The following is a 15,462-nucleotide window of genomic DNA, read 5'->3' as shown; positions in this document are numbered from 1 at the left end:
GAACCAGCGGAGCACCTCCCCCCTTGTGGGGGAGGATGGGAGGGGGCCGTCTGCTTCAGTCGGCAGAGGCCTCAGCCGCCGGCGCCAGTGAGCGTCAGGTCGCCGCTGATCAGCTTGTTCGAGCTGACCTTGGCGGTCGGGCGTTCGCGTGGCAGCTCGAGGCTGGCCCAGACGCTCACCAGCGCGTGGCGGAGCTCGATGATCATCTCGTCGGTGTGGAGCGGCGTCGGCGTGATGCGCAGCCGCTCCGTGCCCTTGGGCACGGTGGGGTAGTTGATCGGCTGGATGTAGATGTTGTGCTTTTCCAGCAGCATGTCGCTCGCCGCCTTGCAGAGGCGCGCGTCACCGACGATCACCGGCACGATATGGGTGTCGGTCTTCAGCACCGGCAGGCCGGCATCACCAAGGATATCCTTGGTCAGCTGCGCCTGGCGCTGCTGGCCTTCGCGCTCTACCGAGGAGAGCTTGAGGTGCTCGATCGAGGCGCGCGCCGCAGCGCACAGCGCCGGGGGCAGGGCGGTGGTGAAGATGAACTCCGGCGCATAGGAGCGAATCGCGTCGATGATCGCCTGGTTGGCGGCGACATAGCCGCCCATCACGCCAAAGCCCTTGGCGAGCGTGCCCTCGATGATATCGATGCGGCCCATCAGGCCCTCGCGGTCGGCAATGCCACCGCCGCGCGGGCCATACATGCCCACCGCGTGCACTTCGTCGATATAGGTCAGCGCGCCGAATTCCTCGGCGAGGTCGCAGATCTCGGCGATCGGCGCCACATCGCCATCCATCGAATAGACCGACTCGAAGACGATGAGCTTGGGGCGCTTGCGATCGACCGACGCCAACAGCTCACGCAGGTGCGCTACGTCGTTGTGACGGAAGATCTTCTTTTCCATGCCCGACTGGCGCACGCCCTGGATCATCGAGGCGTGGTTGAGCTGGTCCGAGAAGATCACGCAATCGGGGAGCAGCCGCGCAATGGTCGAGATCGCGGCCTCGTTGGAGACGAACCCCGAGGTGAACACCAGCGCTGCTTCCTTGCGATGCAGGTCCGCGAGCGAACGCTCGAGCTCGACCAGCGGCCGGTTGGTGCCGGAAATGTTGCGGGTGCCGCCGGCGCCGACGCCGAGTCGCGCTGCAGTGTCCTGCATGGCCGCGATGGTGACCGGGTGCTGGCCCATGCCGAGATAATCGTTCGAGCACCAGATGGTGATCTCGCGCTGGTTGTCGGCACTGTCCCGGAAGATGGCCCGGGGAAACCGCCCGGCAATTCGTTCGAGATCGGCGAAAACGCGATAGCGCTTTTCCTGCCGCAAGGTGTCGACGGCGTCCTCGAAAAACCCGCGATAGTCCATAGTTCCACTCTCGTAGCGCAGGCCTTTCGCCTGCTGGCGACCTCACCGGTCAAGGAGATAGCTATTCCCCAGACCCGGGCATTGACATAGGTCAATTCGCCGCGCGGCGGCTTATACAAGTCATTGGCCGGGCTGCAGCTTGCCGGTGCAGCCTGGAACCATCCTAAACAATGGCGCCTTCGCTGCCAATCAAACAGATGTGCGCAACTCGTCGCATCTGCCTTATCCGACTGGTGATATTCTGCGTTCAGAATGGGTTCAGCGCGATCGTGTCACTGCGCTCGCTAGGCCGTTCGACGTGGGATTAACGGCCCCGATGCCTTTCCGTTGACCCGGTTCCGGCGTCCGCTAGTATCAACCTTACGGAAACAGGGGGATCCGCCATGAAGAGCTTCTCTTCGTCCAGCTTCGCCAACGACCATGCCGAGGTGCTCGACCTGGCGCTTGCCGCCGTTAACAAGCATCCGCAGGCGCTGTTCACCGATTTCCAGTGGTTCCTCTACGAGGCGCGCGACACGGTGTTCTTCACCGCCGCTTCGAAGTCGCATTTCGACAAGGAATCGCTGGGCAATCTGGTCGCCGACATGGTGGCGCTGGCCCCGCAGCTGAGCCACGGCTTCGTCGGCGCCCGGCCGGGCCAGCCGTTCCCCAAGCACCTGCTCGATGCCATCACCCATGTCGAGGAAGTCGACGAGTTCGACGGCTATCCCGACAAGTGGGTGTCGAAATCGCCCGATATCTTCGAGCGTGACGACCTGCCGCTGTTCCGCGTCTCCGCCGTGGTCCGCCGCAGCGGACCCGACGAGATGGGTCGCGCCTCGATGATCCAGGTGCGCTCGAGCCACGCACTGCTCGAAGGCTCCGATTCGGCGCTGCTCACCCGCTCCGCCTCCGCCGGCCATGGCGTGATGAGCGATAAATCCAACAAGGTCGGGCTCGGCGCCCGCATCAAGGGCACCCTGCGTGGTTGGGGCATGACCTTCATGTACGTGACCCTCGCCAACATCCTCGCGCCGCCGGACAAACCGTGGGGCTTCAAGACCCTGGCGCTGAAGCGCCACCGGTTGCGGCTGCTCGCCAATAAGCTCGGCGTGCGCCAGCGCTCGCTGATGTTCGCGCTCGTCACCCACGCCCTCAACGGCGAGGGTGAGGACCGGCACATGTCGAAAAAGGTGATCGGCGCCGCCTACACCATGCTCGATGGCAAGCGCCACGATGCCGATGATGATTTCTTCCGCGTCCGGGCGCTCGAAGCCAAGTTCGAGGTGATCGACGATTTCGTCGCCTATGTCCGCAAGGTCGACGACACCATCGACAAGATCGAGAAGAAGGACATCACCAAGTTCCAGGTGATGATGAACTCGATGTTCAAGGCGCTGCGCGGCCTCAACCGCATCGCGCCGTTCCTGCCCGGCAAGCGCTTCTGGCGTTTCAACGGCGGCATCCACATCGTGCTCACCCTGGTGCCGCCGCACCGCACCTACGGCCCGATGACCCATGGCATGATGGAGCCGATCTACTGCGGCGCCTGGCACCCGGCCGCCAATATCTGCACCTTCTGTCCCGGCCGCGAGTACATCACGCTGAACTTCTCGATGGAAACCCGCCACATCGCCAATGTGGAAAAGATCGAACAGCTGCTGCAAAAGGTCGAAGCGATGGACGTCGCCCCGACCGGCAAAGTGATCGTCGAAGACGACACCGTCTGAGCCAAGGCGAGATAGCGCAGATACCCACCGGCCGTCATCCCGGCGAAAGCGGGGCCCACGGTTGTGCCGGTGGATGGGCCTGAGCACTGGGCTCCGGCTTTCGTCGGGGTGACGGCCGGTGGTTGTCGGCCGGTCGCTGTGGCTGTTGATCGCCGCCACGCGTCACCACCACATCCCGCTTCGGCGGCACCCCGTCCTCGCCGCCCACCATCGGATAGCTGAACAATGGCGCTTGAACTCATCAACCCCAGCGATCTCCCCGTTCCACAAACCTACACCCAGGTCGTTGTGGCCACCGGCAGCAAGTTGGTGTTCATCGCGGGGCAGGAGCCCGAGGATATCCATGGCAAGCTCGTAGGTCGCGGCGATCTGGCGACCCAGGCACGACAGGTTTTCGCCAATCTCGGTCGTGCCCTCTCTGCCGCCGGAGCTCGGACCGACCAGGTCACCAGGATCAACATCTATGTCGTCAACTACGAGCGCGACACGTGCCTGCCGATTATCGAGCAGGCGCGGGTTGCACTGTTCGGCGATCACAAGCCGGCAGATACGGTCCTCGGCGTCGCTGCGCTATCACCCGGCTATCTGATCGAGGTCGATGCAATCGCGGTCGTCGATTGACCGTGAGTGGGGACGAGGGCCACTCAGCCCCTGAACCCACCCAGCTTCGCCACCACCATGTCGTGGTCCGACAGCACCTCGCCGTCCTCGGCCAGCGATGGCACGATGCGGCTGTCCTCCACCAGCAGTCCGCGCGTCAGGAACCAGTCGAGCTTCCAGGTGCCACGCGGGCTGCGGCTCACCCGGCTCGGGCGCGTCGTGGTCTGGCTGATCGGCCCACCATGCCGTTCGAAGCCGCGGCCATAGGCGTGGGCGAACAGGGTTTCCTTCTCGAAGTCGCCGCCATCGGCGAGCCCGGTATTGAGGTCGCCGCCGATGATCACCGGCGCGGCGCCGGCGAGTTCGTCGATCGCGTCGATCAGGCGCCTCACCTGTGCTTCGCGATATCCAGCATCGCCGCGGTTCTCGAGATGCACCGACACCGCATAGAGCGGCCCCTCGGTCGTCTCAACCGCCGTTGCGATGGCGCAGCGCGTGCCCACCCGGCGGGCCGGACTTTCCGGCGTGAACCAGTGCCCATGCGGCTCGAGCCGGATCATCACCGGCGCCTGCAACGCCGCCTTCGACAGCAGCGCGTTGCCGTGAAAGCCATGGCGGTTGAAATCGTCTTCGCAGAACTCGAGCTCCACTTCGGCGCCGAGCTCCAATTCGAGGAATTCGACCCCGAAGGCGTAGTTCATGCCGAGTTCGACCGCGATGTCACGTGAGGTGTGCCGCTGGCCGGTGCGTGCCATGCCGTTGTCGACTTCCGACAGCAGCACCAGTTCCGCGCCTTCGCGCTGCAGCACCGCGGCGGACTTCTCGACATTGTAGCAGCGCTCGAGGTTCCAGGCGGCGACGGTCAGCGGGAACGCCAGCACTTCGCTGCGCGCGGCGACCGGCACTTCGACGCGCTGCAGGCAGGCGAGGCCGGCGAGGGCCTCGGCATGGTTGGCCTCGGTCCGCTCCAGTGCATCCAGCCGGTCGCGCTCGGCCTGCGGCGGCCCTTGCAGCAGGGCAATCTGGGCGGGTTTGACGAGATCGAGAGACATGGGTGTTGGCACTTCGTCAGCGAGGAGGGGAACGCCTCCCCTAGCCAGCCGATATGTCGTCCCGGTGACAAATCGTGGGTTGGCGTAACCCGGAGCGCTTTCAGGAAAAGTTGCAGACTTTTCCGGTTCGAAAGCGCGACAAATCAAGGATCTGGTGCGTATCGCCGTTTCATCGAAACGGTGAAACGCACCGGCGTACGGATCGCGCCTTGTCGCGCGCCTAACCGCGCGCTAAATCCCCCGCCAATACTGTTTCCCGGGGGTTTCCGTGTCTGAATATGCAATCTATCCCAGTCTCAAGGGCATGCCGGTGATCATCTCCGGCGGCGCTTCGGGTATCGGCGAGGGCATGGTCCGCGCCTTCGCGGCGCAGGGCAGCAAAGTCGGCTTCGTCGATATCTCTGGCGAGGCGGGCGACAAGCTGGCGGCCGAGCTGAACGCAGCCGGCGGCACGGTGAGCTTCACCCGCTGCGACGTCACCGACATTGCTGCCTACCAGGCGGCCATCAAGGGTTTCGAGGCGGCACACGGCCCGACCCTGGCGCTGGTCAACAACGCGGCGAACGACCACCGGCACGATATCGCCGAGGTCAGCCCCGAGGATTGGGACAAGCGTATCGCCGTCAACCTGAAGCACGCCTTCTTCGCCGCGCAGGCGGTGGCCCCGGGAATGGTCGCCGCCAACCGCGGTTCGATCATCAATTTCGGCTCGGTCAGCTGGATGACGCTCTCGGCGCAACTCACCGTCTACACCGCCGCCAAGGCCGCCATGCATGGCATGTCGCGCTCGATGGCCAAGGAGTATGGCCAGCATGGCGTGCGCGTGAACACCCTGGTGCCGGGCTGGATCATGACCGAGCGGCAGCTCTCGCTCTGGGCCACTCCCGAGGCGATGGCCTCGCTCGACCAGCAGCAGGCGCTGAAGGGGCGGCTCTACCCCGAGGATATCGCCCGCATGGTGCTGTTCCTCGCGGCCGACGATTCCAAGATGATCTCCGCTCAGGATTTCATCGTCGATGGCGGCTGGGCGCACGGCTGATCGGCCGCAAACGACTGCTTCAACAAGGGGCGTTCATGATCTAGTCTCGCCGCGGGCAAAGGCGGCGAGGCGACACCTTGCTGCCGCAATCGGTGGCGAGAACGTGCGCCACACCTACGGGGGACTCGATGAAATCCAAGATACTGATCGCCGGCCTCGCGGCCCTGTCGCTGAGCGCCTGTACTTCGATCAATCCCTATACCGGCCAGAGCCAGCTCTCCAACACCACCGGCGGCGCGCTGCTCGGTGCGGGCGGCGGCGCCGTGGTCGGTGGCATCATCGGCGCGGCGACCGGCGCTGACCCGCGGGTCGCGGCGCTGATCGGCGCCGGCGTCGGCGGCCTCACCGGGGCGGCCATCGGCAGCTATATGGACCAGCAGGAGGCCGAGCTGCGCGCCCAGTTGCAGGGCACCGGGGTTTCGGTGACCCGCGTCGGCCAGCAGATCATCCTCAACATGCCGTCCAACATCACCTTCTCCACCGACTCGGCGACGGTGCAGCCCAAGTTCAGCGAGACGCTGATCTCGGTGGGCCTGGTGCTGAAGAAGTTCAACAAGACCGTCATCGACGTCTATGGCCACACCGACTCCCAGGGCTCGGACAGCTACAACCTGGAGCTGAGCCAGAAGCGCGCCACGGCCGTGGCGACCATCCTCGCCAGCCAGGGCGTCGACCAGCGCCGCTTCTACATCACCGGCAAGGGCGAGGAGGATCCGATCGCCTCCAACGGCACCGAGTCGGGCCGCGCGCAGAACCGCCGCGTCGAAATCCAGCTCTCGCCCATCCAGGGCTGAGTTCGGCGACATCGAGATCGAGGCCCGGGCATCTCCCGGGCCTTTTTCATTGCCCGGTGGTCGTGGCCGCTGGCGCGGTGGCCGGCGAGCGGGTGGTGCTGGCGAGCAGTTGGAAGCCGAGGAGGATCACCGCCACGATCCCCAAGCCGATCAGTCCGCGTTTCCACCAGTTGGTCGGCCCCGTGCCGCCGATGCTCTCCTCGACATCGCGCGTCACCCTGAGGGTAGAATTCTCCGGCAGCGAGATCGGCTGGCCGTTTTCGTCGATCAGCTGATCCACTCGCGCCACCTTGGGCGTTCGTCTCACGTCGGCACTCATCGCATCTCCCCTCCTAATGGCGATCGAACAAGTGTGTCCCTCAGGTTTTGGTTCCCTGAACGCGCTCCTCAGCGCTCGTTCAGTCGGCCCGGCGCACGGTCGGAGCCATAGAATCAGCCGAGAGGACCAAGACCATGCTCCGCATTGCTCTGCTTTCCGCCGTTCTCGTCACTGCCCTTGGCACCGCGCCCGCCTTTGCCGAGCGCAACAACGGCGACAGCATTCCCCCGAACTGCACGCTCGACCCGTTCACCAAGAAGCTGAATTGCCACATCTGGCCGACCTGCACCCTCGATCCCTTCACCGGCAAGATGAACTGCCCGGTGCCCAAGGCGACAATCCGCAAGCAGAACTGATCAGCCGCGCACAATGATCGGTGTCCCCACCGACACGCGTGAGTAGAGGTCGATCACGTCCTGGTTGATCAGCCGCACGCAGCCCGACGACACCGCCTTGCCGATGCTCCAGTACTCGCGCGTGCCGTGGATCCGGTAGATGGTGTCGACGCCGTTGCGGTAGATGTACATCGCCCGTGCGCCCAGCGGATTGTTCATGCCGCCGGGCATGCCGCCGGCGAACTCGCGCGTTTCGGGCTGCCGCTCCATCATCGAGGCCGGCGGATACCAGGTCGGCCATTGCGCCTTGCGCCCGATACTGCCGCGCCCCGACCAGGTGAAGCCGTCGCGCCCGATGCCCACGCCGTAGCGGATGGCAGTGCCATTGTCCTGCACCAGGTAGAGAAAGCGCGCCGAAGTCTCGACCACGATGGTGCCGGGCTTCTCGCCAGTGGGATCGTCCACCTCGGTCCTCAGGTAGCGCTGGTCGACCTTATTGAGGTCGACGGCCGGCACCGGGAATTTTTCCTCCGGCATCGCACCGTAGATCTGCAGGTAATAGGGCGAGATAATCGCCGGCAGCAGGTTGGGAACCGTCACCTGCCGATTGCCGATGGTGGTCGAGCAACCGGTCAGCGCCAACCCGCCGAAACTCGCTGCGCCCAAGAGAAAGGCCCGCCGCGACGGGCCGTTATTGCCGATCGTCTTCGCCTGCACGGAACTCGCCCCCTGAAAGGCTGCCCACCAGAGCTGATTACTACCTCAGCTTGCGTACCATTATGGCTCAGGCAAGTTGCCTGTCGATCAATTTATCGTTCGGCCCCACGCCGCTCGCGCCAGGTCGCGCAGCTGCAGCGACTCCGCCCAGCGGTCGGTGAGGTCGGTTCCGTCCGCCCCGGCGATGGCGTAGGGCTGCGGGCCGAGCTCGCAAAGGAAGCTGAGCTCCGCATCCGCGCCGGCCCGGTTCTTCCAGTCGGCAAAGCCGTTGCGCCACCAGGTGCCGAACTGCTCGAGCCACGGCGCATGCTGGGGAAACGACAGCGGCAGCTGCACCTGCTCGCTGCTGGCGACCCGGCCGTGAAAGGCCCAGCAATGCTCGAGGATCGTCGTCATCTGCGCCTCGATCTCCTCGGGCACCGGCAAGGCGATCTCGCGCCCGACCACGTAGTGCGAGAGGTCGCCGAGCAGCTTCAGCTCGGGCAGGGCAGCGATCAGGTCGAGGGTGAAATGCAGGTCGTTGGTCATCCGGTCGCGATGCGTCTCGACATAGACCGGGAACGGCACCTGCTCGGAAAGCTTGAGCCAGCCCTCCGCCACTCGCACCGCTTCGGCCAGCGTCCGTGGGCGGAGGTTGGGCTGGATGTTGATGTGGTGCACGCCATAGGCCGCGCCCCATTCGAGCACCGGCAGGAGGCTGTCGATATCGGTGGGAAAGCAGAGACCCTCGACCACCAGCCCGGCGGATTTCGCCAGCCGGCCCGCCCGCTGGGCCATCTCGGGATCGATCCACTGGGTGCCGAAGCCATCGAACCCGGCATTGGCGATGATCTCGACATTGGCCTCGAGCGAGCGCTCGCGCGGCGCCCCCTTGAGGCCGATCATGGTCCACAGCGATTGGAGGACGAGGAGTTTCTGCATCGTGGAGCTTCCGGAGCGTGATCAGGAAAATCGATTGCGCGACAAACAAACTGAGCGGGATCGAGGAAAGTGGCGAACAGCGGGGGCTAGATCAGCACCACGCTTTCCTGCTCGTTGGGGTCGGTTCGGGCGATGATGGCCCGCGCCATCCTGTTGGTCGGGTTGAACGGCTGGTGCGGCACGCCGGCGGGGATGTAGACATAGTCGCCTTCGTTCACGACATCGGTGAACTCGAGGTTCGGCCCGTGCCGGAACGAGGTCGAGCCCTCGATCTGGAAGATCGCCGTCTCATGCGCCTCGTGATAGTGCGGCTTGGCCTCGGCGCCGGGCGGGATCACCGCCATGTGCATACAGATGCCCTTCGCGCCGGCCGACTGCGCCGAAACACCGGCGAAATAGTCGAGCCCCTGCTTGCCGCGGAAGCCCTCGCCGCCCCGGATCACCTTGCACTCAGCCGCCATGACATGTCCTCCGCCATTGAGCGGCACCGTAGTGAACGGGCGTCACAGCAGCAAGACGGTGGTGGGCGTGGAAGGTGTCGGTTCTCCCGTTGCCCACCCCAAACTCGGTGTCATCCCAGCGAAAGCTGGGACCCAACTCACCCCTTGCGCCAGCTGATGGATGGGTCCCAGCTTTCGCTGGGATGACACCCGGTGGTTGCGGAGGGACAGTGCCTACGAAGCGAGCCTTATCTCGCCTCCGGCCCGCTCGGCCGCTGCGTCAGCACCACATCCAGTTCCAGCAGCCGGCCCTGCCGCAACAGCTGCAGCCGGACGCGCCGGCCGATGGCGTCGGCGGTGAGCATCCGCAGCAGCGGACCGGGGCCTTCGACCGGACGACCGTCGAGGCTCAAGAGCACGTCGCCCTCACGCACCCCGGCCCGGGCCGCGGGGCCATCGACGACGATCGAGTGCAGTACTGCCGCCGTCTGCGTGCCGACATGGGCGGCGTCGGCCACCCGCCGCGGCAGGTTCACTGTGTCGGCCGCGACGCCAAGATAGGCGCGCCGCACTCCGCCATGCTGCAGTACTTCGCCCAGCACCAGCTTCACCGTGTTGCTGGCCACCGCAAAGCAGATGCCCTGCGCCCCTGATATCATCGCCGTGCTGATCCCCACCACCTCGCCGAGGCTCGAGACCAGCGCGCCGCCCGAGTTCCCCGGATTGAGCGCCGCATCGGTCTGGATCACGTCCTCGATCGGCCGCCCGGAAGGCGAGCGGAGGCTCCGCCCGAGCGCCGAGATGACGCCGGCGGTAACCGTCGACTCGAACCCCAGCGGGTTGCCGATGGCGATGGCGATGTGGCCGCGCTTGAGCTCGCTGCTGTCGCCCAGCGAGGCGATCGGCAGCGCACTGCCATCGACCTTGAGGATGGCGAGATCTGTGTCGGGATCGGCGCCGAGCACCCGCCCGGCCAGCCGCTGCCCGTCAGGCAGCGCCAGGTGCACGTCCTTGTGGCTGCCGACAACGTGCGAGTTGGTGACCACCAGCCCATCCTGCGACAGCACCACGCCCGAGCCGTGGCCCTTGCCGTCCGTCGTCACCATGCCGACAGCCGGCCCGACGGTCTCGGCGACCTCGGAAACGGTGAGCGAATAGACATCGAGCAGACGTTGGTCGGTGGGGAAGGGCAAGGGCTGAGCCATTGGGATGTTCCGGCAGTTTCGTGTAGCGAGAAATGTGGGTTTCGCGGTCGCCGCCCGCGATCCTGCCCATATGGGGAGCTTTCGAGGTGCCGGGTCCGGGAGCAAGTTTTCGCCAGCATCCGCAACCAGGCCACTCACATGTCCTTCCCCGAACTCCAGGCGCTTTCCGCTTCCCTTGCGGCGCTCACCGCCAGCGTCGCCCCCCGCATCATCGCTCTGCAGGGCCGTGATGGCCGCGAACTCTCGGGTTTCATCTGGCGCACCGCCCTTGCCATCACCGCCGATGAAGTGCTGGAGGGCGACGACGAAATCGCCGCGCTCGGCGCCGATGGCAAGCTCGCCACCGCCCAGATCATCGGCCGCGATCCCAGCACCGACGTGGCGCTGCTTAAGCTCGATACCCCAGAGTTTGCCGACTGGACCCACGCCGCCCCGCCGGCGCCGGGCTCGTTGGCCGTGCTGGTCGGTCGCGGTGAGGACTCGGTGTTGTCGGGCCTCGCCTCGGTCACCGAGGTCGGCTCTGCCTGGCGCAGCATGCGCGGCGGCGAGATCGATGCGCGCATCACGCTCGGGCTTCGGCTGTCGCCGCGCAGTGAAGGCGGCGCCGTGGTGGCGCCCGATGGCAGCCTGATCGGCATGGCCGTTACCGGGGCTCGCCGCCGCACGATCGCCATTCCGGCTTCGACCATCGCCCGCTCGGTGGCGACGCTCAGCGAGAAGGGCTATATCCCGCGCGGCTGGCTCGGCGTCAGCCTCCATCCACTCGCAGCGGCTGGCGGCGCCATCGTCGTCGGTCTCGAGCCGGCGAGCCCGGCTGCCAATGGGGGCTTCCTTGTTGGCGACATAATCACCACATGGGGTGGAGCAGCGGTGCATTCGGTCAGCGATATCGCCGATCGCCTGAACGCCGGCACCGTCGGTAAGACTATCAGCTTGGGAGTGCAACGCGGTGGCAGTGCATTGGAACTCGAGATCACTATCGGCGAACGTCCGCGGAGCTGAAGCTTCGGTTGGGCAGTCCGTCCTCGGCGGGCTGGTCCTCGGCGTCGCCTTCGATCTCACCGACCCGGCCCTCGAACAGGTACTCCGTACTCTGATCGCCGGCCGTCATGACCTTTACGAGGCCGACGCCGAGGAGGCGGCGGTCACCATTACCGATCGCCCGGCTGCGCTGGGCGGCGTCACCGGTGCGCACCGCGTGCTGCGCGTCGGCGCCGACGAAGCGCGCCGCAACGCCATCGACAGCCTCGACCCCGGCCTGATCCTCGCCGCCGCCCTGCTGATCGGCGCCGGCTATGCGCTGGAGCGCGAGACGGTCGAGCGCGCCAGCAACGAGCGGCTGCCCGCCTCACTCCTGCCGCGGCTCAGCCAGCGCGAACGCCAGGTCGCCGAATTGCTGGTCGATGGGGCCTCCAACAAGGTGATCGCCCGCGCCCTCGATATCTCGGTGCACACGGCCAAGTTCCACGTCACCGCGATCCTCGAAAAGCTCGGCGCCCGCAACCGCGCCGATGCGGTGTCGATCATCCTGCGCGAAGGCTTGGTGGCGATCTGACCTGGCTCCCCTCCCCTCGAGGGGAGGGGCTGGGGGTGGGGGTCCATCGGTGATCACCGGGACCACCCCCTCCCTCAATCCCTCACCTCCTAGCGGACGCGTAGCGTCGCGGGGGGAGGGAGGCGACAGCTGCAGCACCGTGCCAAATATCTAATGCTGCCCCGGCGTCATCAGCGTCGAGAAAATCCGCCCGATCAGGTTCCGCTCGGCCGGCTTATCGACATGCTCGTGGTTGAGCTCCACCAGCAGCGCCGAGGTGGCGTCGAGCCGCTGGCTCTGCAACTGGGCAATCCTGAGCGCCAGCTCCGGGTGCTTTTCGAGGATGCGCATGGCGTCGCGCACCACCCGCACCTTGCTGTCCCGCTCGGCCCGGACGGTGGCGCTGTGCGGCCGGCCGAGCAGCACTGACATCTCGCCGATCATTGCGTCGGAATGCTCGATCGTCGCGATCGCCACCCCGTTCCGCTCGACCACGAACTTGCCGCTCTCCAGAACGTAGAGATCGCGCCCGGGCGTGCCCTGCGTGACCAGCTCCTCGCCCTTGGCGACATCGAGCGTTGGCGATGAATAGGTGAGCGTCAGCAGGCTGGCCATGGTTCATCCCCGCATGAATAGGCAGCGGAGCCTAACCCGTTGCGGGCGCGCCATGAAGGGCCATTCTACACCATGCGCAGCAGCACATCGGCGACCAGGTGGTCGCTGCCCTTCTTGAGGATCAGGTCGGCCCGCCTCCGCGTCGGCGCGATATTGTCCATGAGGTTGGGCAGGTTGATCGAGCGCCAGTTGTCGAGGCCGAACTTCCCCGCCTCGTCCTTGCTCATGTCGGCATAGCGCTTGAAGAACGAGTCGGGGTTACGGAACGCCGTCTCCCTCAGCCGGAAGAAGCGCTCGAGATACCAGGCTTCGAGATCCTCGGGGTCGGCATCGATATAGATCGAGAAGTCGATGAAGTCCGAGGCATAGAGGATCGGCGCGCCGGCCTTGCCCGGCGCCCCAGGCTGCAGGATGTTGAGCCCCTCGACGATCAGAATGTCGGGCTGGTCGACGATCAGGTGCTCGCCCGGCACCACGTCATAGACGAGGTGGGAGTAGATCGGCACTTCGAGCGCCGGTGTCCCCGATTTCACCGCCGCCAGGAACGCCACCAGCCGCGCCCGATCAAAACTCTCCGGAAAACCCTTGCGCCGCATCAACCCGCGCTCGATCAGCGTGGCGTTAGGGTGGAGGAACCCGTCAGTGGTGACGAGATCGACCTTCGGGCTCGACGGCCAGCGCTGCAGCAGCGCCCTCAGGATACGGGCCGTGGTGGATTTGCCCACGGCCACGGACCCCGCGACGCCGATGATGAACGGTACCTTCGGTGCACCGGTATTGAGGAAGCGCTGCGACACCCGATGCAGCCCCTGGATCGCCTCGACATAGAGCGAGAGGAGGCGCGCCAGCGGCAGGTAGACCTGCTCGGCCTCTTGAAGCGAGATCGGGTCCGACAGGGCCCGCAGCCGCATCACGTCGTCGGCGCTCAGCGTCATCGGCTCGTCGGCGCGCAGCGCCACCCATTCCGCCTTGCTGAAGTGGTGGTAGGGGGAGAGTTCAGCCGGCTGCGTCATGCGCGCGTCGGCCCGCCATTGAGCCGCGCGGCGATCACCTTTGCCAGTCGCTCCGCCACTTCAAGCTTGTCCAGCTCGGGCCACGCCTCGGCGCCCGCGGCGCTCAAGAGCGTCACCTTGTTGCGGTCGCCACCCATGGCGCCGCCTTCGGCCGAGACGTCGTTGGCGACGATCAGGTCGGCGCCCTTGCGCCTGAGCTTGGCCTCGCCATTCGCCACCACATCGCGCGTTTCGGCGGCGAAACCGACGACGATCCTGGGGCGCTGGGCATGGTGTCCGACTGTCGCGAGGATATCGGGGTTCTCGACCATGCTGAGGCTGGGAACAGCGCTTGTCCCAGGCTGCTTCTTGATCTTGTCGGAGGCGACGCTGTCGACCCGCCAGTCCGCCACCGCGGCGACGAACACCGCACCGTCGGCGGGCAGGGCGCTTTCTACGGCGGCCAGCATCTCACGCGCCGTCTCGACATGCGTGGTGGCGACGCCATCGGGATCGGCAATCGATACCGGCCCGGTGATCAGCCGCACGTTTGCCCCGAGCTTCGCCAGCGCCGCGGCGATGGCATGCCCCTGCTTCCCCGACGACCGGTTCGCGATGTAGCGCACCGGATCGATCGGCTCGTGCGTCGGCCCCGAGGTGACGATGAATGTCTTGCCCGACAATGGCCGCGCCGGCGCCAGCTGCTCGACAATGGCCGCGAGAATCTCCGCCGGCTCGGCCATCCGGCCTTCGCCGGCCTCGCCCGCTTCTGCCATCGCGCCAGATTTCGGCCCGACGAATTGGACGCCGTCGGCCAGCAATGTCGCGTGGTTACGCCGGGTCGGCGCCGCCGACCACATCAGTGGGTTCATCGCTGGCGCCATCAGCACCGGCTTGTCGGAGGCGAGCAGCACGGCGCTGGCGAGGTCGTTCGCCGCGCCAGTCGCGACTTTCGCCATCAGGTCCGCCGTCGCCGGCGCCACCACGATCAGGTCGGCCTCGCGCGACAGCCGGATATGGCCGACATCGTGCTCGTCATTGCGATCGAACAGGTTGGTGAACACCCGGTCGGCGCTGAGGGTCGCCACCGAAAGCGGCGTCACGAACTCGGCCGCCGCCGCCGTCATCACGCAGCGCGCCTTGGCGCCTTCGTCACGCAGCCGCCGGATCAGCTCCAGCACTTTGTAGGCAGCGATCCCGCCGCCGATGATCAGCAGCACCCGCCGATTTTGCAGTTTCATGCTGAGCTACCACCGCATCATGAGACGGCTAGCCCTCTACACGATCTGCCGGCGCCCTCATACCCACCAAAGGGCGACCGAGCTATTCACTGCTCGCTGGACTGGGCCGTGTCGTAGCGCGCCTTGGCCTGCTCCAGCGCCGCACCGTTATCCATCGCCCAGCCCGACATCACCTTGAGCGGCTCGATCAGCGAGCGGCCGAGCTCGGTGAGTTCGTAGTCGACGCGCGGCGGGATGGTGGCGAAGGGCGTGCGGCTGACCAGCCCGTTGCGCACCAGGCCGCGCAAGGTCAGCGTAAGCATGCGATGTGACACGCCACCCACTGCCCGCATGATCTCGTTGAAGCGGGTCGGGCCGCGTGACAGCACACCCACCACCATGATGGTCCACTTGTCACCGATCAGGTCGAGGACCTGGCCGGTGGCCTTGCAATGGGCTGCTCCATCCACCGTCTCGAGAGGTTTTGCTGCTGTGACGGACTTCTCCGGGGCAGCTGGAAAATTCTTCTGCGCTTGCGCTGTCTGACGAGCGGTCATTCCGCAATGTGCCTTCGGTTGGGATCGATCGACTATTTCGCGCCAATACGCTCACCGCTGT

18 protein-coding genes are annotated in these 15,462 nt (G+C 65.9%); 7 read left to right on the top strand and 11 right to left on the bottom strand.

The window, feature by feature from the left end; genetic code table 11:
* Positions 1-71: 71 nt before the first annotated feature.
* On the bottom strand, positions 72-1,352 hold the full coding sequence (hemA, locus tag ASC68_RS27425; RefSeq protein WP_055887529.1) for a 5-aminolevulinate synthase: 1,281 nt from the start codon (positions 1,350-1,352) through the stop codon (positions 72-74).
* Positions 1,353-1,735: 383 nt separating this feature from the next.
* On the opposite strand from hemA, the gene ASC68_RS27420 reads away from it, so the two are divergent.
* Both ASC68_RS27420 and ASC68_RS27415 read left to right on the top strand, forming a co-directional pair.
* Positions 1,736-3,061: a hypothetical protein gene (locus ASC68_RS27420; protein WP_055887526.1), complete on the top strand. Its 1,326-nt coding sequence runs from the start codon at positions 1,736-1,738 to the stop codon at positions 3,059-3,061.
* A gap of 225 nt (positions 3,062-3,286) precedes the next feature.
* Positions 3,287-3,682, top strand: coding sequence for a RidA family protein (locus tag ASC68_RS27415; RefSeq protein ID WP_055887523.1), 396 nt, complete (start codon positions 3,287-3,289; stop codon positions 3,680-3,682).
* A 23-nt stretch (positions 3,683-3,705) separates the two neighbouring features.
* On the opposite strand, the gene ASC68_RS27410 is transcribed toward ASC68_RS27415, so the two are convergent.
* The gene (locus ASC68_RS27410) at positions 3,706-4,713 is read right to left on the bottom strand and encodes an endonuclease/exonuclease/phosphatase family protein (protein ID WP_055887522.1); all 1,008 of its coding nucleotides are present in this window, start codon (positions 4,711-4,713) and stop codon (positions 3,706-3,708) included.
* Between the two features lie 268 nt (positions 4,714-4,981).
* Between ASC68_RS27410 and ASC68_RS27405 the strand changes: the two genes are divergently transcribed.
* Positions 4,982-5,752 (top strand): SDR family NAD(P)-dependent oxidoreductase, encoded by a 771-nt coding sequence (locus ASC68_RS27405; protein ID WP_244488535.1) that lies wholly within the window; start codon positions 4,982-4,984, stop codon positions 5,750-5,752.
* A 128-nt stretch (positions 5,753-5,880) separates the two neighbouring features.
* A complete protein-coding gene (locus ASC68_RS27400) occupies positions 5,881-6,546 on the top strand; it encodes an OmpA family protein (RefSeq protein WP_055887516.1) in 666 nt (221 codons plus the stop codon).
* 46 nt (positions 6,547-6,592) lie between these two features.
* Here the strand turns inward: ASC68_RS27400 and ASC68_RS27395 are convergent, their stop codons facing one another.
* The gene (locus ASC68_RS27395) at positions 6,593-6,865 is read right to left on the bottom strand and encodes a hypothetical protein (RefSeq protein WP_156384748.1); all 273 of its coding nucleotides are present in this window, start codon (positions 6,863-6,865) and stop codon (positions 6,593-6,595) included.
* Positions 6,866-6,999: 134 nt separating this feature from the next.
* Here ASC68_RS27395 and ASC68_RS27390 point away from each other — a divergent pair, with 134 nt between their 5' ends.
* On the top strand, positions 7,000-7,221 hold the full coding sequence (locus tag ASC68_RS27390) for a hypothetical protein (RefSeq protein ID WP_055887509.1): 222 nt from the start codon (positions 7,000-7,002) through the stop codon (positions 7,219-7,221).
* Here ASC68_RS27390 and ASC68_RS27385 read toward each other — a convergent pair whose 3' ends face one another.
* The 4 genes from ASC68_RS27385 to ASC68_RS27370 form a co-directional block, all read right to left on the bottom strand.
* The gene (locus tag ASC68_RS27385) at positions 7,222-7,917 is read right to left on the bottom strand and encodes a L,D-transpeptidase (protein ID WP_244488534.1); all 696 of its coding nucleotides are present in this window, start codon (positions 7,915-7,917) and stop codon (positions 7,222-7,224) included.
* Positions 7,918-8,004: 87 nt separating this feature from the next.
* On the bottom strand, positions 8,005-8,838 hold the full coding sequence (locus tag ASC68_RS27380) for a hypothetical protein (protein ID WP_055887505.1): 834 nt from the start codon (positions 8,836-8,838) through the stop codon (positions 8,005-8,007).
* A gap of 86 nt (positions 8,839-8,924) precedes the next feature.
* Positions 8,925-9,299: a cupin domain-containing protein gene (locus ASC68_RS27375; protein WP_055887502.1), complete on the bottom strand. Its 375-nt coding sequence runs from the start codon at positions 9,297-9,299 to the stop codon at positions 8,925-8,927.
* Between the two features lie 227 nt (positions 9,300-9,526).
* Complete coding sequence (locus ASC68_RS27370) at positions 9,527-10,483, bottom strand: trypsin-like peptidase domain-containing protein (protein WP_055887499.1); 957 nt, start codon at positions 10,481-10,483, stop codon at positions 9,527-9,529.
* A 138-nt stretch (positions 10,484-10,621) separates the two neighbouring features.
* Between ASC68_RS27370 and ASC68_RS27365 the strand changes: the two genes are divergently transcribed.
* Positions 10,622-11,485 (top strand): S1C family serine protease, encoded by an 864-nt coding sequence (locus ASC68_RS27365; protein ID WP_055887496.1) that lies wholly within the window; start codon positions 10,622-10,624, stop codon positions 11,483-11,485.
* The gene (locus tag ASC68_RS27360) at positions 11,433-12,038 is read left to right on the top strand and encodes a LuxR C-terminal-related transcriptional regulator (protein ID WP_055887493.1); all 606 of its coding nucleotides are present in this window, start codon (positions 11,433-11,435) and stop codon (positions 12,036-12,038) included. The genes ASC68_RS27365 and ASC68_RS27360 overlap by 53 nt, the downstream gene beginning before the upstream one ends.
* A 150-nt stretch (positions 12,039-12,188) precedes the next feature.
* Here the strand turns inward: ASC68_RS27360 and ASC68_RS27355 are convergent, their stop codons facing one another.
* The 4 genes from ASC68_RS27355 to ASC68_RS27340 form a co-directional block, all read right to left on the bottom strand.
* Positions 12,189-12,632 (bottom strand): cyclic nucleotide-binding domain-containing protein, encoded by a 444-nt coding sequence (locus ASC68_RS27355; protein ID WP_055887490.1) that lies wholly within the window; start codon positions 12,630-12,632, stop codon positions 12,189-12,191.
* Between the two features lie 65 nt (positions 12,633-12,697).
* Positions 12,698-13,645 carry a type I pantothenate kinase gene (gene coaA, locus ASC68_RS27350; RefSeq protein ID WP_055887486.1) on the bottom strand — a complete coding sequence of 316 codons (948 nt, stop codon included), beginning with the start codon at positions 13,643-13,645 and terminating at the stop codon, positions 12,698-12,700.
* Positions 13,642-14,865 (bottom strand): bifunctional phosphopantothenoylcysteine decarboxylase/phosphopantothenate--cysteine ligase CoaBC, encoded by a 1,224-nt coding sequence (gene coaBC / locus ASC68_RS27345; protein WP_055887482.1) that lies wholly within the window; start codon positions 14,863-14,865, stop codon positions 13,642-13,644. The genes coaA and coaBC overlap by 4 nt, the downstream gene beginning before the upstream one ends.
* Before the next feature lie 86 nt (positions 14,866-14,951).
* Complete coding sequence (locus ASC68_RS27340) at positions 14,952-15,401, bottom strand: helix-turn-helix domain-containing protein (RefSeq protein WP_082528528.1); 450 nt, start codon at positions 15,399-15,401, stop codon at positions 14,952-14,954.
* Positions 15,402-15,462: the final 61 nt, after the last annotated feature.

The organism is Devosia sp. Root105, assembly GCF_001424865.1.
Lineage (GTDB): Bacteria > Pseudomonadota > Alphaproteobacteria > Rhizobiales > Devosiaceae > Devosia_A.
Note: the sequence above shows the minus strand (reverse complement) of the source record. Positions and strands in the feature narration are given on the sequence as shown.

What these genes read in the sequence shown, in the direction of transcription:
- ASC68_RS27395 (WP_156384748.1), bottom strand. Translation starts at nt 6,865, where the DNA reads ATGAGTGCCGACGTGAGACGAACGCCCAAGGTGGCGCGAGTGGATCAG.
- ASC68_RS27410 (WP_055887522.1), bottom strand. Translation starts at nt 4,713, where the DNA reads ATGTCTCTCGATCTCGTCAAACCCGCCCAGATTGCCCTGCTGCAAGGG.
- ASC68_RS27400 (WP_055887516.1), top strand. Translation starts at nt 5,881, where the DNA reads ATGAAATCCAAGATACTGATCGCCGGCCTCGCGGCCCTGTCGCTGAGC.
- ASC68_RS27420 (WP_055887526.1), top strand. Translation starts at nt 1,736, where the DNA reads ATGAAGAGCTTCTCTTCGTCCAGCTTCGCCAACGACCATGCCGAGGTG.
- ASC68_RS27380 (WP_055887505.1), bottom strand. Translation starts at nt 8,838, where the DNA reads ATGCAGAAACTCCTCGTCCTCCAATCGCTGTGGACCATGATCGGCCTC.
- ASC68_RS27355 (WP_055887490.1), bottom strand. Translation starts at nt 12,632, where the DNA reads ATGGCCAGCCTGCTGACGCTCACCTATTCATCGCCAACGCTCGATGTC.
- coaA (WP_055887486.1), bottom strand. Translation starts at nt 13,645, where the DNA reads ATGACGCAGCCGGCTGAACTCTCCCCCTACCACCACTTCAGCAAGGCG.
- hemA (WP_055887529.1), bottom strand. Translation starts at nt 1,352, where the DNA reads ATGGACTATCGCGGGTTTTTCGAGGACGCCGTCGACACCTTGCGGCAG.
- ASC68_RS27340 (WP_082528528.1), bottom strand. Translation starts at nt 15,401, where the DNA reads ATGACCGCTCGTCAGACAGCGCAAGCGCAGAAGAATTTTCCAGCTGCC.
- ASC68_RS27365 (WP_055887496.1), top strand. Translation starts at nt 10,622, where the DNA reads ATGTCCTTCCCCGAACTCCAGGCGCTTTCCGCTTCCCTTGCGGCGCTC.
- ASC68_RS27415 (WP_055887523.1), top strand. Translation starts at nt 3,287, where the DNA reads ATGGCGCTTGAACTCATCAACCCCAGCGATCTCCCCGTTCCACAAACC.
- ASC68_RS27370 (WP_055887499.1), bottom strand. Translation starts at nt 10,483, where the DNA reads ATGGCTCAGCCCTTGCCCTTCCCCACCGACCAACGTCTGCTCGATGTC.
- ASC68_RS27390 (WP_055887509.1), top strand. Translation starts at nt 7,000, where the DNA reads ATGCTCCGCATTGCTCTGCTTTCCGCCGTTCTCGTCACTGCCCTTGGC.
- ASC68_RS27375 (WP_055887502.1), bottom strand. Translation starts at nt 9,299, where the DNA reads ATGGCGGCTGAGTGCAAGGTGATCCGGGGCGGCGAGGGCTTCCGCGGC.
- coaBC (WP_055887482.1), bottom strand. Translation starts at nt 14,865, where the DNA reads ATGAAACTGCAAAATCGGCGGGTGCTGCTGATCATCGGCGGCGGGATC.